Genomic DNA, 17850 nt, shown 5'->3' on the forward strand with positions numbered 1-17850 from the left:
TCGGGTGACCAATGGCGGGATCCGGGGACGAACGGGATGTGGCCGCGGCCGCCACGCGCCCTAGAATGGGGCGATGCCGACAGTCCCCACCACGGTGGCCGAACCCTGGCGCCGCTTCCTGCGCCTGCGCACCCCGATCGAACTGGCGCTTTGGGCAGTGGCCTTCCTGGTCCCGGCCGCGTTCAACTCCGTGGTCACCTGGCTCGACATCCAGCGGGCGGGGCAGGAGCTGGAACCCTGGAAGCCGGTGCTGTGGGAGGCCAGCAGCGCGGTCATGTGGTTGCTGCTGGCCCCGGCGATGATCGCGCTGTGCGAACGCTGGCCGCTGCATGCCGACACCTGGCGCCGGCGCCTGCCGGGCTACCTGCTGGCCAGCATCGCCTTCTCGATGCTGCACGTGGCCGGCATGGTGCTGATGCGCAAGGCAGGCTACCTGGCCCTGGGCGACCACTACGGACCGGACAGCCTGCCGCGCATGTTCGGCTACGAATACCTGAAGGATGTCCGCACTTTCGCCCTGGTCGTGCTGGCGTCCCATGTCTATCGCTGGTTCTGGCGCCGGTTGCAGGGCGAAGCGCGGCTGCTGGACCTGCCCGACGACCTGCCGGCGGCGTCCGCGCCGGAGCGGCCCGAACGGTTCCTGGTGCGCAAGCTGGGTCGCGAGTTCCTGGTGGCCGCCGCCGACATCGAGTGGATGCAGGCGTCCGGCAACTACGTCAACCTCCGGGTGCGCGGCCACGACTACCCGCTGCGCAGCACGATGGCGGCGATCGAGGCGCAGCTCGATCCGGCGCGTTTCGCCCGCATCCACCGCAGCCACATCGTCAACCTGGACCAGGTCGCGTCGATCGAGCCGCTGGACACGGGCGACGCCCGCGTGCACATGAAGGACGGCAGCGTGCTGCCATGCAGCCGGCGCCAGCGGGACGCCTTGCGCGGGCGGGCGGCCTGCTAGAATCGTCGGCCTTTCGCCAAACATTTCCCGGCCGATGATCGAACTCAATCCCGTCCGCCAGCGCATCGCCGACCTCCGTGGCCGGCTGGATGCGCTGAGGGGGTATCTTTGACTACGACGCCAAGGTAGAGCGTCTCGAGGAAGTCAACCGCGAACTGGAAAGCCCCGACGTCTGGAACGACGCCGAACGGGCCCAGGCACTGGGCAGGGAGCGTTCCCTGCTGGACAAGACCGTCAATGGCATCCGCACGCTGTCCGAGGGCCTGGCCGGCGCCGACGAGTTGCTGGAACTGGTCGAGGCCGAGGACGACCAGGAGACCGCCACCGCCATCACCGATGATGTCGAGCGCTACGCGCGCGGGGTCGACCAGCTCGAGTTCCAGCGCATGTTCTCCGGGCAGATGGACGCCAACCCGGCGTTCGTCGACATCCAGGCCGGCGCCGGCGGCACCGAGGCCCAGGACTGGGCGGAGATGCTGCTGCGCATGTACCTGCGCTGGTGCGAGTCGCGCGGCTGGAAGACCGAATTGCTGGAAGTCAGCGGCGGCGACGTCGCCGGGGTCAAGTCGGCCACGTTCCGGGTCGAGGGCGACTACGCCTACGGCTGGCTCAAGACCGAGACCGGCGTGCACCGGCTGGTGCGCAAGTCGCCGTTCGATTCGGACAACCGCCGCCACACCAGCTTCACCTCGGTGTTCGTGTCGCCCGAAGTGGACGACAGGATCGACATCGAGATCAATCCTGCCGACCTGAAGACCGACGTCTACCGTTCCTCCGGCGCCGGCGGCCAGCACGTCAACAAGACCGAGTCGGCGGTGCGCATCACCCACGTGCCGACCGGGATAGTGGTTGCGTGCCAGACCGAACGCAGCCAGCACGCCAACCGCGACCGCGCGATGAAGATGCTGGCGGCCAAGCTCTACGAGCTGGAGATGCAGAAGCGCAATGCCGAGCGCGACGCGGTCGAGGCGACCAAGTCCGACATCGGTTGGGGCAGCCAGATCCGCAACTACGTGCTCGACCAGAGCCGGATCAAGGACCTGCGCACCGGCATCGAGCGCTCCGACACGCAGAACGTGCTGGACGGCGACCTCGACGAGTTCGTCGAGGCCAGCCTGAAGTCCGGCCTGGAAGCAGGCGCCAAGCGAGTGGACGCGTGACATGACCGAAGACGACAACCAGCAGTCCGGGAACCACCTGATCGCCGAGCGCCGGGCCAAGCTCGCGGAGCTGCGGGCGCAGGGCATCGCGTTCCCCAACGACTTCCGCCGCGCCGACTATGCCGGCGACCTGCAGGCCGAGTACGACGGCGTCGAAGCGTTCGGTGATCGCAGGGTCGCCCTGGGCGGGCGCCTGCTGGCCAAGCGGGTGATGGGCAAGGCGGCGTTCGCGCAGCTGCAGGACGTGAGCGGCCGGATCCAGCTGTTCCTCCAGAAGGATGCGCTCGGCGACACGTACGAGGCGTTCAAGGGCTGGGACGTGGGCGACATCGTCGCCGTCGAAGGCACGCTCATGCGCACGAAGACCGGCGAGCTTTCGGTCAAGGCCGAGTCGCTGCGCCTGCTGGTGAAGTCGCTGCGCCCGCTGCCGGACAAGTGGCACGGCCTGAGCGACGTCGAGCAGCGCTATCGCCAGCGCTACGTCGACCTGATCGTGACCCCGGAAGCGCGCGACGTGTTCGTCAAGCGCTCGCGCATCATCGCCTCGATCCGCCGCTGGCTGGACGCGCGCCGCTTCCTCGAAGTCGAGACGCCGATGATGCATTACCTGGCCGGCGGCGCCACGGCACGGCCGTTCACTACCCACCACCATGCGCTCGACCTGGACCTGTTCCTGCGCGTGGCGCCCGAGCTCTACCTCAAGCGCCTGGTGGTCGGCGGCTTCGAGCGCGTGTACGAGATCAACCGCAACTTCCGCAACGAAGGCGTCAGCACCCGCCACAATCCCGAGTTCACGATGCTCGAGCTGTACGAGGCCTACGCCACGTACGAACACATCATGGACCTGACCGAAGCGATGGTCCGCGACGTCGCGGTCGAGGTGGCCGGCACGGCGCAGATGCAGTGGGACGGGCAGCAGATCGACCTGGGGCCGCGCTTCCGGCGCTGGAAGCTGGAAGAGGCGGTGCGCGAGCTCAACCCGGAGATCACCATTGCCGACTGCCGCGACCGCGAAGCGCTGGCGCGCCACTGCGCGCGCCTCGGCGTGCACGTCAAGCCGGGCTACGGCTGGGGCAAGCTGCTGCTCGAGATCTTCGAGAAGACGGTCGAGGGCGGGCTAGTCCAGCCGACCTTCATCACCCACTATCCGGTCGAGGTCTCGCCGCTGGCGCGCGAGTCCGATACCGAGCCGGGCATCACCGACCGCTTCGAGCTGTTCATCGGCGGAAAGGAAATGGCGAACGGCTTCTCCGAGCTCAACGACCCGGAGGACCAGGCCGCGCGCTTCCGCGCCCAGGTCGAAGCCAAGGCCGGCGGCGACGACGAAGCCATGCACTACGACGCCGACTACATCCGCGCCCTCGAAGTCGGCTTGCCGCCCACCGGCGGCCTCGGCGTGGGCATCGACCGGCTGGTGATGCTGGTGACCGGGTCGGCCTCGATCCGCGACGTCCTGCTGTTTCCCTACATGCGCCCCGAGCAGGGCGCCTGAGCGGGGATGGCCGATGACGGGGGCTTGCCGCGGCTGGCAGCGGCCGCCAGTATGTCGGCAGGGGCCAGGCAGGGACGACGGGCATCTCCATGGGGAACGACGCCTTGAACATCGTCATTGTCGACGACCAGACATCCGCGCGGACGATGCTCCGCCACATCCTCGAGGACATCGGGCCGGAACTCGAAGTCCACGACTTCGGCGATCCGCTCGAGGCGCTGGACTGGTGCGGCCACAACCGCCCGGACCTGCTGCTGCTCGACTACCGCATGCCCGGCCTGGACGGGCTGGAATTCGCGCGCCGCTTCCGCACGCCGCTGGCGCACCGCGACGTTCCGATCGTGCTGGTCACGGTGGTGGGCGACGAACCAGTAAGGCAGGCGGCACTGGACGCGGGCGTGATCGACTTCCTGGTCAAGCCGATCCGGCCGCGAGAATTGCGCGCGCGCTGCCGCAACCTCCTGCAGCTGCGCCAGCAGAGCGAATCTGTGAAGCAGCGCGCGTTGTCGCTGGAGCAACGGTTGCTGTCGAGCATGCACGAGATCGAGGAGCGCGAGCGCGAGACGCTGTCGCGCCTGGCGCGCGCGATCGAGTACCGCGACGCGGGCACCAGCGCCTACCTCGAACGCATGGCGCGCATCGCCGGCCTGCTCGCCGAAGCGCTGGGCCTGCCCGAGGACGAGGTGCGCACCATCGAGCTGTCCGCACCGCTGCACGACATCGGCAAGATCGCGATCCCCGACGCGATCCTGCTCAAGCCCGGTCCGCTGGAACCGGCCGAGCAGGAGCAGATGCGCCGGCATCCGCGCATCGGCCACGAGCTGCTGGCCGACAGCCACAACCGCTTCATCCAGACCAGCGCGCTGATCGCGCTGCACCACCACGAGCATTACGACGGCAGCGGCTACCCCGACGGCCTGGCCGGCGATGCCATCCCGCTGGTGGCCCGCATCGTGACCGTGGCCGACGTGTTCGACGCCCTGATTTCACCCCGCCCGTACAAGCCGGCATGGAGCATCGAGGAGGCGCTGGCCTACCTGGTGGAGCAGCGCGGGGTGCTGTTCGACCCGCTTTGCGTGGACGCGCTGGTGCGGGAAGAAGCCCGCGTGCGGGAGGTTTGCGCACGGACCTCGGTGCCTGCCGGGGCGAAACGATGCTAATGTGAAGGCGTTCAAGGTGCCTGCGCACGCCACCCAATAAGCGCCGCAGGGTGCCACCAAGGGATGCGGCTGGGCGGAAGGGGGCACCGCAGTCGCCCTGGGGGTTTGATGCGAGACCTCGTTGCCATCACCGGCCTGGGAGTCGTTTCCCCGATCGGCCTCGACGTCGCGGCCGTTGCCGACTCGCTGCGTGAAGCACGCTCGGGGATCCGCCTGGTGCACGCGCCGCCGCTGCGGCAGGGCTTTGCCGTGGGCGCGATCGACGCCTCCTTCGAGGAGGGGTTCACCAAGATCGAGCTTCCCTTCCTCGATCGCTGCCAGCAGATGGCGGTGCTGGCGGCGCGCCAGGCCGCGGCCGATGCGGGCCTCGACTCATTCGCACAGTTCGGGCAGCGGGCCGGCATCTACTACGGCAACGTCAATGGCGGCGTCTCGGCGGCGCAGGCCTGGTACCAGCAGATGCTGCTGGAAGAGAAGCAGGCGGCACGTCCCTACGCGGCCATGGCGATCATGGGCAATGCGGGCGCCGCGCAGGTAGCGATCCGCCAGCAGGTGCTGGGCCCGGTGATTTCCAATTGCACCGCATGCGGATCGTCGGGCGTGTCCATCGGCGACGCCGCGCGGGCGATCGCCGACGGCCATATCGACATCGCCATCGCCGGCGGTGCCGAGGCGCCGGTGGTGGGCAGCCTGATGGGCGTCTTCCAGGGCACCCGGGCGATGGCCGCCCCCGACCCCGAGGACGTGGGCCGCACCTGCAAGCCGTTCGCGGCCAACCGCTCCGGCCTGGTGCTGGGGGAGGGCGCGGCCTTCCTGGTGCTCGAGTCGGCCCGGCATGCCAGGGCCCGTGGCGCCCATTGCCATGCCTACCTGACCGGCTACGGCGTCTCCAGCGACGCCCACCATATCGGCATGCCGGCGGCGGAAGGCCAGGTGCGGGCGCTGCGCGCGGCCCTGGACGATGCCGGCCTGTCCCCCGCGGACATCGGGTACGTCAACGCGCACGCTACCGCGACCGGAGGTGGCGATATCATCGAAGCCACGTCCCTGCGCGAGGTCTTCGGCACCGGGCAGAACAGTGCAGCGGTGTCCTCGACCAAATCGGTGCATGGCCACTTGATCGGCGCGACCAGCGCGCTGGAACTGCTGGTCACTGTGGTGGCGATGCAGCAGTCGCTGCTTCCGGCAAGCGCCCACCTCGACGAGGTGGATCCGCGTTGCGAACTCAACCATGTCGGGCCGCGTCCGCTGACCGGACGCGCGGTCGATCACGCCCTTTCGTTCTCCTGCGGGTTCGGCGGCACCAACGTCGCACTCGTGGTTTCACGCAATCCCACCCCGCCAGTCCCTGACTAGCCACACCGGAGTCCTCGCCATGAACGCGATCGTCCTGCAGCACCCCAACGTCAATTCCCCGCGCACAGCATCGCGCATCTCCACCCAGATCCGGCGCCTTCGTGCCGATGCCCTCTGGATCACCCTCGCCAGGGACGGCGCGACCGGACTGCAGAACTTCACTCCAGCCCTTGTGCAGGAGTTCCGTGGCCTGGTGGACGAGTTGCAGGACCGTCGCGCGGCGACGCCGCTGAACTACGCCGTGGTCCAGTCCGCCGACCCGGCCTACTTCAGCATGGGCGGCGACCTGCGCTTCTTCCGGGATTGCATCCAGCGCCGCGACGCGGCCGCGCTGCGCGACTACTCGATGCGGTGCCTGGACCTGCTCGAGTCCTGGAGCGGGCGCCTGAAGGACACGACCACCTCGATCGCGCTGATCCAGGGACGCGCCCTGGGCGGCGGTTTCGAGATGGCGCTGAGCACCGACTACCTGATCGCCGAGGAGCACAGCAGCTTCGGCTTCCCGGAAATCATGTTCGGGCTGTTCCCCTGCACCGGCGCGATGGGCCTGTTGTCGACCCGCATCGGCGCGCGCCAGGCCGAGCGGATGATGACCAACAAGAAGATCTATTCCGCGACCGAGCTCTACGACATGGGCCTGGTCGACGAGGTCTGCGCCACGGGCGAAGGCGAGTTGGCGGTCGAACGCTTCATCGCCAACCATTCGTCGCGCCTGAAGGCCAGGCTCAAGGTGCAGCAGAGCCGTTGCCGCCATACCGCCCTGGACCACGCCGAAGGCGTGCGCATCGTCGAGGACTGGGTCGAGACCGCGATGTGCCTGAGTGCCGATGAACTGCGCACCATGGACATGCTGATCATGATGCAGGAGCGCGAAGCGACGGCGCCGGCGGCCCGCCAGGTCGCCGCGTAAGGCAGTCACTCAACCGGTGCTTGCGGCGTCCTGCGCCAGCAGCGACTGGCGCAATGCGTCCAGCGCGGCCAGGCTCAGGTCGGTCGTGCGGCGCAGGTCGGCGTGGCGCTCGCGCGAGCCGGCGTCGAGCTCGCGCTGGCCGATGGTCATCAGGCGGTCGGCCAGGGCGGCGAGCCTGGCGGCTCCGATACTGAGGCTGACGCCGCGCATGGCGTGCGCCTGCCGGTGCACGCCGGTCAGGTCGCAGGCGAGCAGGGCGGCGCCCAGTGCCTCGTCGATGCGTTCGATGTCCTGGACGCCCTCGGCGATCATCCGGCACAGGAATTCCGGGGTGTCGCGCACCTCGCGCAGGGTCTCGATCGCCTCGGGGTCCAGGTATTCGACAGGAACCGGGCGCAGGTGCGGGGTGGGCCGCGGCGTCGGCGGGGCGGGGGCTGCGACGGCGCTTTCCGGGAACTGGCTGGCGATGGCGTTGCGCAGCTTGTCGAAGGTCACCGGCTTGTGCAGGATGCCCGCGGCGCCCAGGGCCTCGAGCTGGGCCGTGGTCACCGCCGACGTGTCGGCGGTGACGAAGAAGGTGGGCGCGATGTGGAGGCGGCCGAACCGGTAGGTCTCGTACACGCTGGCCCCGTCCAGGTCGTGCATGTTGAAGTCGAGCAGCAGCAGCTCGAAGTCCGTGGTCGCCAGCGCTTCCAGGGCTTCCTGGCCCGATGCGACCGCGACGACTTCATGGTTATCGCGCTCGAGCATCTCGCGGAGCAGGGTCAGGTTGGTGGCGTTGTCGTCGGCGACCAGGACGTGCTTGCCGCGGACGACGCGCGCTGCCGGAGCGGCCGCTGCCGGGGCCGCCTTGCGCGTGCGGGGCAGGCGCAGGTCGAACCAGAACCGGCTGCCCTTGCCCACGGTGCTTTCCAGCCGCAGCTCGCCGCCCATGCGCCGGACGTGCGCGAGCGCGATCGAAGTGCCCAGGCCGGTGCCGCCGTACTTGCGCACCGAGCCGGATTCGACCTGGAAGAACGGTTCGAAGATCCGCTGCTGCATGTCCGCGGGAATGCCGATGCCGGTATCGCGGACCTGGAAGCGGATGGCGCAGTCGTCGTCGCCTTCCTCCAGCAGGCTGGCGCCCAGGGTGACGGAACCGGTGTCGGTGAACTTCACCGCGTTGCCGACCAGGTTCATCAGCACGCTGCCGAGCGCGTGGGCGTCGCCGAGGAGGGGAGCGGGGATCGCCGGATCCAGGTCCAGTTCCAGCGCGATGCCCTTGGCCGCCGCGACCGGCCCGAGGGTGCGCGACAGGTGCTCGCCGACCTGTCCGAGTTCGAAGGCGACCTTCTGGCCCTCTTCGCGTCCGGCCTCGATCCGCGACAGGTCCAGCAACTGCTTGATCTCGGCGTCCAGCGCCAGCGCCAGGTCGACGATCGCGTGCGCGCGCTCGACGCTGTCGCCGTCCGGCGACTGCTCGCCGATGAGCGACGCGGTGGAGACGATGCCCGTCAGCGGCGTGCGCAACTCATGGCTGACGTTGGCCAGCAGCTGCGACTTGGCCTGGCTGGCGCGCTCGGCCATTTCGCGCGCGACCTTCAGCTTCTGGATCAGCACGTTGGCATACAGCGGCACGACCACCAGCAGCACCAGGTGCGAGATCTCGAACAGCGGTTTGTCCTGCCAGGCGGGCGAGGTTGCCGAGACCATGCCGAAGCCGGCGATCGACATGGCCTGGCACAGCTGCATGGCCGTCCGCCCGATCCGGAACCCGTAGCCCAGGATGGTGAACAGGTAGAAGCCGATGAACAGCACCGACGACTCGCCGCCGATGAACAGCCACGCCGACAGCATCACCGGATCGAGCACCGCGGTCGCCGCGACCATCACCCCGGGCGGAACCAGCCTGTCGTTGTGCGCGATGTAATACGCGGTGAGGTTGTAGAACAGGTAGGCGGCGCAGAAGCCGCCGATCTCCCACGGCTGGTTCTCCGGACGCGCCGAACCCCAGTAGCCGATCGCGGCCAGCATCACCACCACCACGAACAGCCCGAACTTCAGGCGCAGCGCTGCCTGCGCGCGCACGCTCCTGACGAGTTCGAGGTGAGGCAGGGCATCCAATTGTCCAGGCTCCGCTTCCGGTACGATAATCGGTCATCCCGTGCCGATGGCGGCAGGGTACCCGGATCCGGCGCCCGCAACGAGGGCCGGCATCCCCACCATGGAGCAGCGGATGGAACGACAGCAGATCCTCGAACGCCTCAAGGCATTGATCCACGAGCGTTTCGGGGTCGACCCGGCGGGCCTGACGGGGGCCACCACCCAGGCCGAAATCGGCATCGACTCGCTACTGCTGGTGGACATGATGCTCGACGTCGAGACCGAGCTGGGGTTCACGTTCGCCACCATGGACCTGCCGCGAAACCCTGACCTGGACACGATCGTGGCCCTGGTCGAACAGAACATGGCCCAGCCCCGGCAGGGGTGACGCGCGCTAGGCGCTAGCCGCCGGCGGCGTCCTCGCGGAGCTCGCGGCGCAGGATCTTGCCGACGTTGGTCTTGGGCAGTTCGTTGCGGAACTCGACGATGTGCGGGCGCTTGTACCCGGTGAGCTGCTCGCGCGCAAAGGCCTTCACGTCCTCGGCCGTGAGGTTGGGGTCCTTGCGCACGATGACGACCTTGACCGTCTCGCCGGACTTCTCGTCGGGCACGCCGACCGCGGCGACCTCGAGGACGCCGGGCATGCCGGCCAGCACGTCCTCGATCTCGTTCGGGTACACGTTGAAGCCCGAGACCAGGATCATGTCCTTCTTGCGGTCGACGATGTAGAAGTAGCCCTTCTCGTCCATCCGCGCCATGTCACCGGTGTGCAGCCAGCCGTCGGCGTCGATCGCGGCGGCCGTTTCCTCCGGACGGTTCCAGTAGCCCTTCATCACCTGCGGGCCCTTGATGCACAGCTCGCCGATCTCGCCGACCGGCAGGATGCTGCCGTCCTCGTCCTTTACGCAGGCGTCGGTGGACGGCACCGGCAAGCCGATGGAGCCGTTGTAGGCGGGCAGGTCCATCGGATTGATGCACGCCGCCGGCGAGGTCTCGGTCAGGCCGTAGGCCTCGACCAGGGTGCAGCCGGTGACCTTCTTCCAGCGGTCGGCGACCGCCCGCTGCACGGCCATGCCACCGCCCAGGGTCATGCGCAGGGAGGAGAAGTCGACCTCGTCGAACCCCGGCGTGTTGAGCAGGCCGTTGAACAGCGTGTTGACGCCGGTGATGGCGGTGAACTTGGTGCCCTTGAGCTCCTTGACGAAGCCCTTCATGTCGCGCGGGTTCGTGATCAGGTGGTTGAGGCCGCCGAACTTGGTGAAGACCAGTCCGTTCGCCGTCAGCGAGAAGATGTGGTACAGCGGCAGCGCGGTGATGATCACTTCCTCGCCGGGCTTGAGGTTGCCGCCGACCCAGGCTGCCGCCTGTTCCATGTTGGCCACCAGGTTGCGATGGGTGAGCATCGCGCCCTTGGCCGTGCCGGTAGTGCCGCCGGTGTACTGCAGGAACGCGATGTCGCCGGAGTCGATGGTGACCTGCGGTGGCTCCTGCATCTGGCCCAGGCCCAGGGCCTCGCGGAATCGTATCGCCCCGGGCAGTTCGTAGCGCGGCACCATCTTCTTCACGTGCTTGAGCACGAAGTTCATGATCGCGCCCTTGGCGCCGCCGACCAGGTCGCCCAGCCCGGTGGTGATGACCTGGCGGACCTGCGTCTGGGCGATCACTTCCTGCACGGTGTGGCCGAAGTTGTCCAGCACGATGATGGCGCTGGCGCCGGAATCGACCAGCTGGTGCTTGAGTTCGCGCGGCGTGTACAGCGGATTGACGTTCACCACGGTGAGGCCCGCGCGCAGGATGCCGAACGTGGAGATCGGATACTGCAGGCAGTTGGGCATCATGATCGCGACGCGGTCGCCGCGCTTGAGTTCGAGTTCGCCGAGCAGGTAGGCGGCGAGCTGGGAACTGAGGCGATCGATGTCGGCGTAGGTGAGGACCTTGCCGAAACTGCTGAAGGCCGGACGGTCGCGGAAACTGGAGATCGCGCTGTCGAGCACCGCCACGATCGACGCGTACTCGTCGGGATTGATTTCGGCGGGGACGCCGGGCGCGTACTGGGCCAGCCAGGGCCGATCGGAATTCATCGCCATCCCCCTACGGTACGGTATTGTCATGATTGGAGCATAGGCCCCGGGGGCTGGCAAGAATGCGGATCCAATACCAGCGCGTCGTGTTCCTGGTCGTGTGCGCCCTGCTGGCGGCGTGCGCACGAACGCCCCCGGAACAGCAATTGCGCGAAGCCGTCGCGGCCATGCAGGCCGCAATCGAGGCGCGCGATGTCTCGCAGGTGCGCGGGCTGCTGGCCGACGACTTCATCGGCCCGGGCGGCATGGATCGCAGCGGGGCGGCCAGGCTCGCCCAGGTGACGTTCATGCGGCACCGCGACATCGGCGTGGCCATCGTCGGACCGCTCGACCTGACCATCAGCGACGACCGCGCCAGCGTTCGTTTCGACGCCGCCCTCACCGGTGGTTCGGGCGGTTTCCTGCCGGACCGTGCGCGCCTGCATTCGGTGGAGACCGGCTGGCGCCTGGAAGGCGGCGAGTGGCGCTTGGTGAGCGCCACCTGGGACCCGCGGCTGTAGTCAGGCGGCCTTCTTCGCGGCCAGCTGGCGCAGCACGTAGTGCAGGATGCCACCGTTGCGGAAATACTCGATCTCCTTGGGCGTGAGCAGCAGCACCTTGACTTCGAAGCGGATCTCGCGACCGTCGGCCTTGCGCGCCACCACCGTGGCCGTCTTCGAAGCGCCATCGTCCAGGCCCACGATGTCGATCGACTCGCTGCCGTCCAGGCCCAGGCCCACGGCGTTTTCGCCGTCCTTGAACTGCAGCGGCAGCACGCCCATGCCGACCAGGTTGGAGCGGTGGATGCGCTCGAAGCTTTCGGCCACGACGGCCTTGACGCCGAGCAGGATGGTGCCCTTGGCCGCCCAGTCGCGCGACGAACCGGTGCCGTATTCCTTGCCCGCGAACACCACCAGCGGCGTGCCCTGTGCCTTGTACTGCATGGCCGCGTCGTAGATGGACATCTTGCTGCCGTTGTCGGCGCCGGTGCCGTGGAAGAGGGTGTTGCCGCCTTCCTCGCCGCCCAGCATCAGGTTCTTGATGCGGATGTTGGCGAAGGTGCCGCGCACCATCACGTCGTCGTTGCCGCGGCGCGAGCCATAGCTGTTGAAGTCCGCCGGCTGCACGCCGCGCGACTGGAGGAAGCGGCCCGCCGGCGAATCCTTCTTGATGTTGCCGGCCGGCGAGATGTGGTCGGTGGTGATCGAGTCGCCGAACAGGCCGAGCACGCGCGCGCCGTGGAGGTCGTCGATCGAACCGACCTCCATGGTCATGCCGTCGAAGTAGGGCGGGTTCTTGATGTACGTGGAATTCTCGTCCCAGGCGTAGCTCTCGCCATCGGGCGACTGGATCTGCGCCCAGCGGCTGTCGCCCTTGAACACGTCGGCGTAGTTCTGCGCGAACATCTCCGGGCCGACGGTCGCGGCGATGGTGTCGCCGATTTCCTTGTTGGTCGGCCAGATATCGCGCAGGTAGACGTCGTTGCCGTCGCGGTCCTTGCCCAGCGGCTCGCGGGTCAGGTCGATGTCGACGGTGCCGGCGATGGCGAAGGCGACCACCAGCGGCGGCGACGCCAGGTAGTTCATCTTGACCTCGGGGTGCACGCGGCCTTCGAAGTTGCGGTTGCCCGAGAGCACCGAGGCGACGGCGAGGTCCTGTTCGGCGATGCCCTGCGACACGGCCTGCGGCAGCGGGCCGGAGTTGCCGATGCAGGTGGTGCAGCCGTAGCCGACGAGGAAGAAGCCGAGCTTCTCCAGATCGTCAAGGACACCGGCCTTGCGCAGGTAGTCGGTGACCACCAGCGAGCCCGGGCCGAGCGAAGTCTTGACCCACGGCGCGGCCTTCAGGCCCTTGGCCACGGCGTTGCGCGCCAGCAGGCCGGCGCCGAGCATCACCGCGGGGTTGGAGGTATTGGTGCAGGAGGTGATGGCGGCAATGACCACCGAACCGTCGGTGAGCTCGTGGTCCTGGTCGTTGATGCGGATCTTCGCGCACGGCTTGGCGGCGAGGCGTTCGGCCTGCGGCTGTGAACCGCCTTCCTCGTCCATGCGCTTGACCTCGCACACCGCCGGCTTGCGGTTGGCCACCAGGCTTTCGACGTTGGTGCGGAAGTTGTCGCCGAGCTTCTCCAGCAGCACGCGGTCCTGCGGGCGCTTGGGGCCGGCCAGCGAGGGCTTGACGTCGGCCAGGTCGAGCTCCAGCGTGGCGCTGTAGTGCGCCGGCGCGGAATCGGCGGTGTGCCACAGGCCCTGGGCCTTGGCATAGGCCTCGACCAGGGCAATCTGCTCCTGGCTGCGGCCGGACAGGCGCATGTAGCGCACGGCCTCGGCGTCGACCGGGAAGATGCCGCAGGTCGCGCCGTATTCGGGCGCCATGTTGGAAATCGTGGCGCGGTCGGCCAGCGGCAGGTGCTGCAGGCCGTCGCCGTAGAACTCGACGAACTTGCCGACCACGCCCAGCGCTCGCAGCATCTGGGTGACGGTAAGCACCAGGTCGGTGCCGGTGGCCCCTTCGGGCAGCTTGCCGGTGAGCTTGAAGCCGACGACCTGCGGAATCAGCATGGACGAGGGCTGGCCGAGCATCGCGGCTTCGGCCTCGATGCCGCCCACGCCCCAGCCCAGCACGCCGATACCGTTGATCATGGTGGTGTGCGAGTCGGTGCCGAACACGGTGTCCGGGAACGCCACCAGTTCGCCGTCGACCTCGCGCTCCATGACCACGCGCGCGAGGTGCTCCAGGTTCACCTGGTGGACGATGCCGGTGTTGGGCGGCACTACCTTGAAGTCCTCGAATGCCTTCTGGCCCCAGCGCAGGAAGCTGTAGCGTTCCTGGTTGCGCTGGAATTCGATCTGGCCGTTGAGGTCCAGGGCGTCGGCGCGGCCGAACACGTCGACCTGGACCGAGTGGTCGATGACCAGTTCCGACGGGATCTGCGGATTGATCTGGCTGGGCTTGCCGCCGAGCTTGGCCACCGCGTCGCGCATCGCCGCCAGGTCGACCACGCAGGGCACGCCGGTGAAGTCCTGCAGCAGCACGCGCGCGGGCATGAACGCAATCTCGGTGTCCGGCTCGGCCTTGGGATCCCAGTTCGCCACCGCCTCGATGTGCGCCGGCAGCACCGTCACGCCGTCTTCGTGGCGCAGCAGGTTCTCCAGCAGGATCTTCATCGAGTAGGGGAGCTTCGCCAGGTCGAAACGCTCGCCGAGCTTGGGCAGGCTGGAATAGGTGTAGGACTTGCCGTTGACGTCCAGGCGGGCGCGGGTGGCGAAGGAATCGGTCATGGGGAGGCTCCTTTGGCAGGCCGCTAGTATGCCAGATTGAATATGACAAAAAAAGTATGTATGTTCCGTGCATACCCAGACCGACCGGAGCCAGTCCGATGGAAGCCACGGTTGCCGAACGCGGCCAGATCACCCTGCCCAAGGCCGTACGCGACGCCCTGGGCCTGACCAAGGGTACGACCCTCAAGGTCGAGCTGGAAGGCGGACGCATCATCCTGCGCAAGGACGTCAGCGAGGCACTGCGCAAGGTGCGCGGGCGCTTCCGCCTGGCCGAGGGCCATGCCAGCACCGACGAGGCCATGCGCGCGATCCGCGGCCGCGCGCCCGGCGATCCGCTGGAATAGGGCGGGGCCAGCATGATCGCCGTCGACACTCCGATCCTGTTCGACATCCTGATCGGCGACGCCCGCCATGCCGAGGCGTCGGAGACCTGCGTCGGCGAGGCCCTGGCCCGCGACGAAGTGGTGGTGTGTGCCGCGGTGGTGGCCGAGGTCCAGGCGATGCTCGATACCAGCGAGGACCTGATGGACATCCTGTCCTCGGTCGGGATCCGCTTCGAGCCGATGACCGAATCGGCTGCGATGCGCGCCGGCCACATGAACAAGCGCTACCGCTCGCGCGGGGGCAAGCGCAGCGAACGGGTCTCGGCCGACTTCCTGGTCGGTGCGCACGCACTGATGCAGTGCAACGGCCTGATCACCCGCGACCCCGGCTTCTACCGCGACTACTTCAAGGGACTGAAGCTGATCGTGCCGGCGGTTCCCGCCGGCTGAGCTACAGGTTGCGCTGGATCGCCTCGAGCATCTGCCGGCGACGCAGCATGAAGTCCCACAGGCTGCCGCCGAGCTGGCGCCACAGCACCGCCGAGCGCAACGCGGCCAGCAGCACCGCGCGGATTTCCGCGACCACGCCGGCCTGGCCGAGGTAATGCGGATTGCCCTGGACCATCACCCGCGGGCGCAGCTTGCTGACCGTATCGGCGTAGAGGGCTCCCAGGGCGGCGAGCACGTCCGGATGGGTGCTGCCTTCGCGTGCGGCCTGCGGCGCCAGGGTGAGGATGCGCCGGTGCACGCGGTCGGCGGTCTCGTCGCGGACAAAGCGGCGCTCGAGCTGCAGCACCGCCAGGCCCAGCCGGGGCAGCAACGCATCTTCGGACTCGTTGCGGAAGTAGCTGCGCAACAACAGCAGTCCCGGACGCAGCGCGGACGCGTCGCCATAGACCGCTTCGGCCGAGGCCGCGTCCACCCGGAACACGCTGTCCAGGGCGGTCGCCAGCACCGCGGCGTCGGCCTGCCCGGTGTCGGCGATACGCCGCACCTGGGCCAGCGCCTGGGCAACGCCGGCGAGCGCCAGCATGCGGTTGTCCATCGAGGTGTCGCTCATGCGGCCTGGTCCTGTGCGGTGCGTACTTCGGAATGCGGGTGGGGGGCGTTGGTGGAGGCGATCACCGCGCCGCCCAGGCAGGTGTCGCCGCTGTACAGCACGACCGACTGGCCCGGCGTCACGGCACGCTGGGCGCGGGCGAAACGCACTTGCAGGGTGCCGTCGTCGCGTACCTCGACCTCGCAGGGTTCCCCGGCCTGGCGGTAGCGCACCTGCGCGCTGCATTCGAAACGGCGCGCGGGGGCGGCACCGCCGATCCAGTGCGCCGCTTCACTGCGCAGCGTGGTGGACTGCAGCCACGGGCTGTCGTGGCCCTGGTCGACGAACAGCACGTTGCGCGCCACGTCCTTGCCGACCACGTACCAGGGCGCCTGCTCGCGCCCGCGCACGCCGCCGAGCTGGAGGCCGCCGCGCTGGCCCAGGGTGAAGTGGAACACGCCGGGGTGTTCGCCCAGCACCCGGCCTTGCGGATCGCGGATCTCGCCGCTGCGCGCCGGGATGTACTGCGAGAGGAACTCGCGGAAATCGCGCTCGCCGATGAAACAGATGCCGGTGGAGTCCTTCTTGGCCGCCGTCGGCAGGCCCGCTTCGGCGGCCAGCGCGCGCACCTGCTCCTTGCGCAGTCCACCGAGCGGGAAGCGCGTCGCCGCCAGCTGCTCCTGGCCAAGCAGATGCAGGAAGTAGCTCTGGTCCTTGTCGCGGTCGACCGCGCGCAGCAGGCGCCACGAGGCCCCGTCGCGTTCGACCCGCGCGTAGTGGCCGGTGGCGATCGCCCCGGCACCCAGCGCGCGCGCGGCGTCGAGGAAATGCCGGAACTTGATCTCGCGGTTGCAAAGCACGTCCGGGTTCGGCGTGCGGCCGGCGGCGTACTCGGCGATGAAGTGCTCGAACACGCCGTTCCAGTATTCGCGCGAGAAATCGCGGAAGTGCAGGGGGATGCCGAGGCGTCCGCAGACGGCGACCGCGTCGCGGCGGTCGTCCGCCGAGCGGCACTGGCCGCTGCCGTCGTCGGCCCAGTTGTCCATGAACATGCCGGCGATGTCTTCGCCCTTGCGCTGCAGCAGCAAGGCGGCCACCGACGAATCCACGCCGCCGGACATGCCGACGATGGTGCCCGGTGTGCTCATGGCACCTGCTGCAGCACCGACAGCGGCTGCCTGCGCCCGGCGAGGGCATCTGCGACCACCTGCCAGACCAGCGGGCTGCGATGGCGCTCGCGCGCGTCCAGCAGTTCGGCAGGCGTCATCCACAGCGCGCGCTCGATGCCGGTGTCCAGGGGGCGTTCGGGATGGTGGCCGATGACGTCCGCAAGGAAGGCGAAGCGCAGGTAGTGGCGTGAAGTCTCCGGGGCCTTCCACTGGTAGGCGCCGATGAAGGCAGTCAGGCGCACGTCCCAGCCGGTTTCCTCCAGGGTTTCGCGCAGGGCGGCGTCGGGCAGGCTCTCGTCGGGCTCCAGGTGCCCGGCCGGCTGGTTTATGACCAGCCCCCCGCCGTTGCCGGCGTGCTCCTCGACGCACAACAGGCGCCCGTCCCGCACCACCACGGTGGCCACGGTCACGTCCGGTTGCCAGAAGCGTCCCTCGCGATAGCTCATGGCCGCCATTCTATAATCGGACCATGGCAAACAAACCGGGCAACGAGCGCGACCACGGGGTCGTGGTGGAGACCAGCAAGCCGGAAGTGGCTCGCCCGCCGCTGTATTCCGTACTGTTGCTGAACGACGATTACACACCCATGGATTTCGTGGTCGACGTGCTTGCGCGCTTTTTCGGCATGAACATCGAAAAGGCCACCCAGGTCATGCTCCACGTCCACACCCGGGGCCGCGGCGTCTGCGGCGTCTTCACCCGCGAAGTGGCCGAATCCAAGGTGGCCCAGGTGAACGAATACTCCAGGCTCAACCAGCATCCATTGCTCTGCACCATGGAGAAGGCGTAGAAGGGGCTTGAGTCGCCTCGGCCGGCACCCCACATCAGGAACAGGGGCCGGCCACGGTCCACGCATTCCAGGA

General features: G+C 68.4%; 17 protein-coding genes. 11 read left to right on the top strand and 6 right to left on the bottom strand.

Features of this window, described 5'->3' with window-relative positions:
• Positions 1-73 precede the first annotated feature (73 nt).
• The 6 genes from QAA18_RS04410 (at position 74) to QAA18_RS04435 (ending at position 7033) form a co-directional block, all read left to right on the top strand.
• Positions 74-955 (top strand): LytTR family DNA-binding domain-containing protein, encoded by an 882-nt coding sequence (locus tag QAA18_RS04410; protein ID WP_279411310.1) that lies wholly within the window; start codon positions 74-76, stop codon positions 953-955.
• Positions 956-989: 34 nt separating this feature from the next.
• A protein-coding gene (gene prfB / locus QAA18_RS04415) for a peptide chain release factor 2 (RefSeq protein WP_279411312.1) occupies positions 990-2115 on the top strand; the annotation gives its coding sequence in 2 pieces (ribosomal slippage) (positions 990-1064 and positions 1066-2115; 1125 coding nt in all).
• A gap of 1 nt (position 2116) precedes the next feature.
• Positions 2117-3607 (top strand): lysine--tRNA ligase, encoded by a 1491-nt coding sequence (gene lysS, locus QAA18_RS04420; protein ID WP_279411314.1) that lies wholly within the window; start codon positions 2117-2119, stop codon positions 3605-3607.
• 89 nt (positions 3608-3696) lie between these two features.
• Positions 3697-4767, top strand: a complete 1071-nt coding sequence (locus tag QAA18_RS04425; protein WP_279411315.1) for a two-component system response regulator — start codon at positions 3697-3699, stop codon at positions 4765-4767.
• A gap of 108 nt (positions 4768-4875) precedes the next feature.
• Positions 4876-6123: a beta-ketoacyl-[acyl-carrier-protein] synthase family protein gene (locus QAA18_RS04430; RefSeq protein WP_279411317.1), complete on the top strand. Its 1248-nt coding sequence runs from the start codon at positions 4876-4878 to the stop codon at positions 6121-6123.
• Between the two features lie 19 nt (positions 6124-6142).
• Positions 6143-7033: a crotonase/enoyl-CoA hydratase family protein gene (locus tag QAA18_RS04435; RefSeq protein WP_279411319.1), complete on the top strand. Its 891-nt coding sequence runs from the start codon at positions 6143-6145 to the stop codon at positions 7031-7033.
• A 9-nt stretch (positions 7034-7042) separates the two neighbouring features.
• Here QAA18_RS04435 and QAA18_RS04440 read toward each other — a convergent pair whose 3' ends face one another.
• On the bottom strand, positions 7043-9136 hold the full coding sequence (locus tag QAA18_RS04440) for an ATP-binding protein (protein WP_279411322.1): 2094 nt from the start codon (positions 9134-9136) through the stop codon (positions 7043-7045).
• A 112-nt stretch (positions 9137-9248) separates the two neighbouring features.
• Between QAA18_RS04440 and QAA18_RS04445 the strand changes: the two genes are divergently transcribed.
• The gene (locus tag QAA18_RS04445; protein WP_279411324.1) at positions 9249-9503 is read left to right on the top strand and encodes an acyl carrier protein; all 255 of its coding nucleotides are present in this window, start codon (positions 9249-9251) and stop codon (positions 9501-9503) included.
• Between the two features lie 13 nt (positions 9504-9516).
• Here the strand turns inward: QAA18_RS04445 and QAA18_RS04450 are convergent, their stop codons facing one another.
• Positions 9517-11196: a long-chain fatty acid--CoA ligase gene (locus QAA18_RS04450; RefSeq protein ID WP_279411325.1), complete on the bottom strand. Its 1680-nt coding sequence runs from the start codon at positions 11194-11196 to the stop codon at positions 9517-9519.
• 62 nt (positions 11197-11258) lie between these two features.
• Between QAA18_RS04450 and QAA18_RS04455 the strand changes: the two genes are divergently transcribed.
• Positions 11259-11696 carry a nuclear transport factor 2 family protein gene (locus QAA18_RS04455; protein WP_279411327.1) on the top strand — a complete coding sequence of 146 codons (438 nt, stop codon included), beginning with the start codon at positions 11259-11261 and terminating at the stop codon, positions 11694-11696.
• Here QAA18_RS04455 and acnA read toward each other — a convergent pair whose 3' ends face one another.
• Positions 11697-14456 carry an aconitate hydratase AcnA gene (acnA, locus tag QAA18_RS04460; protein ID WP_279411328.1) on the bottom strand — a complete coding sequence of 920 codons (2760 nt, stop codon included), beginning with the start codon at positions 14454-14456 and terminating at the stop codon, positions 11697-11699. It lies immediately after the preceding gene.
• Between the two features lie 98 nt (positions 14457-14554).
• Between acnA and QAA18_RS04465 the strand changes: the two genes are divergently transcribed.
• Positions 14555-14800 carry an AbrB/MazE/SpoVT family DNA-binding domain-containing protein gene (locus QAA18_RS04465; protein ID WP_279411329.1) on the top strand — a complete coding sequence of 82 codons (246 nt, stop codon included), beginning with the start codon at positions 14555-14557 and terminating at the stop codon, positions 14798-14800.
• Positions 14801-14812: 12 nt separating this feature from the next.
• Complete coding sequence (locus QAA18_RS04470) at positions 14813-15229, top strand: type II toxin-antitoxin system VapC family toxin (protein WP_279411331.1); 417 nt, start codon at positions 14813-14815, stop codon at positions 15227-15229.
• Between the two features lies 1 nt (position 15230).
• Here QAA18_RS04470 and hflD read toward each other — a convergent pair whose 3' ends face one another.
• Genes hflD through QAA18_RS04485 form a run of 3 tightly spaced genes read right to left on the bottom strand, consistent with a single transcriptional unit; the run spans position 15231 to position 17433 of the window.
• On the bottom strand, positions 15231-15839 hold the full coding sequence (gene hflD / locus QAA18_RS04475; RefSeq protein WP_279411333.1) for a high frequency lysogenization protein HflD: 609 nt from the start codon (positions 15837-15839) through the stop codon (positions 15231-15233).
• On the bottom strand, positions 15836-16966 hold the full coding sequence (gene mnmA / locus QAA18_RS04480; RefSeq protein ID WP_279411336.1) for a tRNA 2-thiouridine(34) synthase MnmA: 1131 nt from the start codon (positions 16964-16966) through the stop codon (positions 15836-15838). The genes hflD and mnmA overlap by 4 nt, the downstream gene beginning before the upstream one ends.
• Positions 16963-17433, bottom strand: coding sequence for an NUDIX hydrolase (locus QAA18_RS04485; protein WP_279411337.1), 471 nt, complete (start codon positions 17431-17433; stop codon positions 16963-16965). The genes mnmA and QAA18_RS04485 overlap by 4 nt, the downstream gene beginning before the upstream one ends.
• A 23-nt stretch (positions 17434-17456) precedes the next feature.
• On the opposite strand from QAA18_RS04485, the gene clpS reads away from it, so the two are divergent.
• Complete coding sequence (clpS, locus tag QAA18_RS04490; RefSeq protein ID WP_279411340.1) at positions 17457-17777, top strand: ATP-dependent Clp protease adapter ClpS; 321 nt, start codon at positions 17457-17459, stop codon at positions 17775-17777.
• Positions 17778-17850 lie beyond the last annotated feature (73 nt).

Source organism: Luteimonas sp. 8-5 (assembly GCF_029763755.1).
Taxonomy (GTDB): domain Bacteria; phylum Pseudomonadota; class Gammaproteobacteria; order Xanthomonadales; family Xanthomonadaceae; genus Cognatiluteimonas.

What these genes read in the sequence shown, in the direction of transcription:
- QAA18_RS04410 (WP_279411310.1), top strand. Translation starts at nt 74, where the DNA reads ATGCCGACAGTCCCCACCACGGTGGCCGAACCCTGGCGCCGCTTCCTG.
- lysS (WP_279411314.1), top strand. Translation starts at nt 2,117, where the DNA reads ATGACCGAAGACGACAACCAGCAGTCCGGGAACCACCTGATCGCCGAG.
- QAA18_RS04425 (WP_279411315.1), top strand. Translation starts at nt 3,697, where the DNA reads ATGGGGAACGACGCCTTGAACATCGTCATTGTCGACGACCAGACATCC.
- QAA18_RS04430 (WP_279411317.1), top strand. Translation starts at nt 4,876, where the DNA reads ATGCGAGACCTCGTTGCCATCACCGGCCTGGGAGTCGTTTCCCCGATC.
- QAA18_RS04435 (WP_279411319.1), top strand. Translation starts at nt 6,143, where the DNA reads ATGAACGCGATCGTCCTGCAGCACCCCAACGTCAATTCCCCGCGCACA.
- QAA18_RS04445 (WP_279411324.1), top strand. Translation starts at nt 9,249, where the DNA reads ATGGAACGACAGCAGATCCTCGAACGCCTCAAGGCATTGATCCACGAG.
- QAA18_RS04450 (WP_279411325.1), bottom strand. Translation starts at nt 11,196, where the DNA reads ATGAATTCCGATCGGCCCTGGCTGGCCCAGTACGCGCCCGGCGTCCCC.
- QAA18_RS04455 (WP_279411327.1), top strand. Translation starts at nt 11,259, where the DNA reads ATGCGGATCCAATACCAGCGCGTCGTGTTCCTGGTCGTGTGCGCCCTG.
- acnA (WP_279411328.1), bottom strand. Translation starts at nt 14,456, where the DNA reads ATGACCGATTCCTTCGCCACCCGCGCCCGCCTGGACGTCAACGGCAAG.
- QAA18_RS04465 (WP_279411329.1), top strand. Translation starts at nt 14,555, where the DNA reads ATGGAAGCCACGGTTGCCGAACGCGGCCAGATCACCCTGCCCAAGGCC.
- QAA18_RS04470 (WP_279411331.1), top strand. Translation starts at nt 14,813, where the DNA reads ATGATCGCCGTCGACACTCCGATCCTGTTCGACATCCTGATCGGCGAC.
- hflD (WP_279411333.1), bottom strand. Translation starts at nt 15,839, where the DNA reads ATGAGCGACACCTCGATGGACAACCGCATGCTGGCGCTCGCCGGCGTT.
- mnmA (WP_279411336.1), bottom strand. Translation starts at nt 16,966, where the DNA reads ATGAGCACACCGGGCACCATCGTCGGCATGTCCGGCGGCGTGGATTCG.
- QAA18_RS04485 (WP_279411337.1), bottom strand. Translation starts at nt 17,433, where the DNA reads ATGAGCTATCGCGAGGGACGCTTCTGGCAACCGGACGTGACCGTGGCC.
- clpS (WP_279411340.1), top strand. Translation starts at nt 17,457, where the DNA reads ATGGCAAACAAACCGGGCAACGAGCGCGACCACGGGGTCGTGGTGGAG.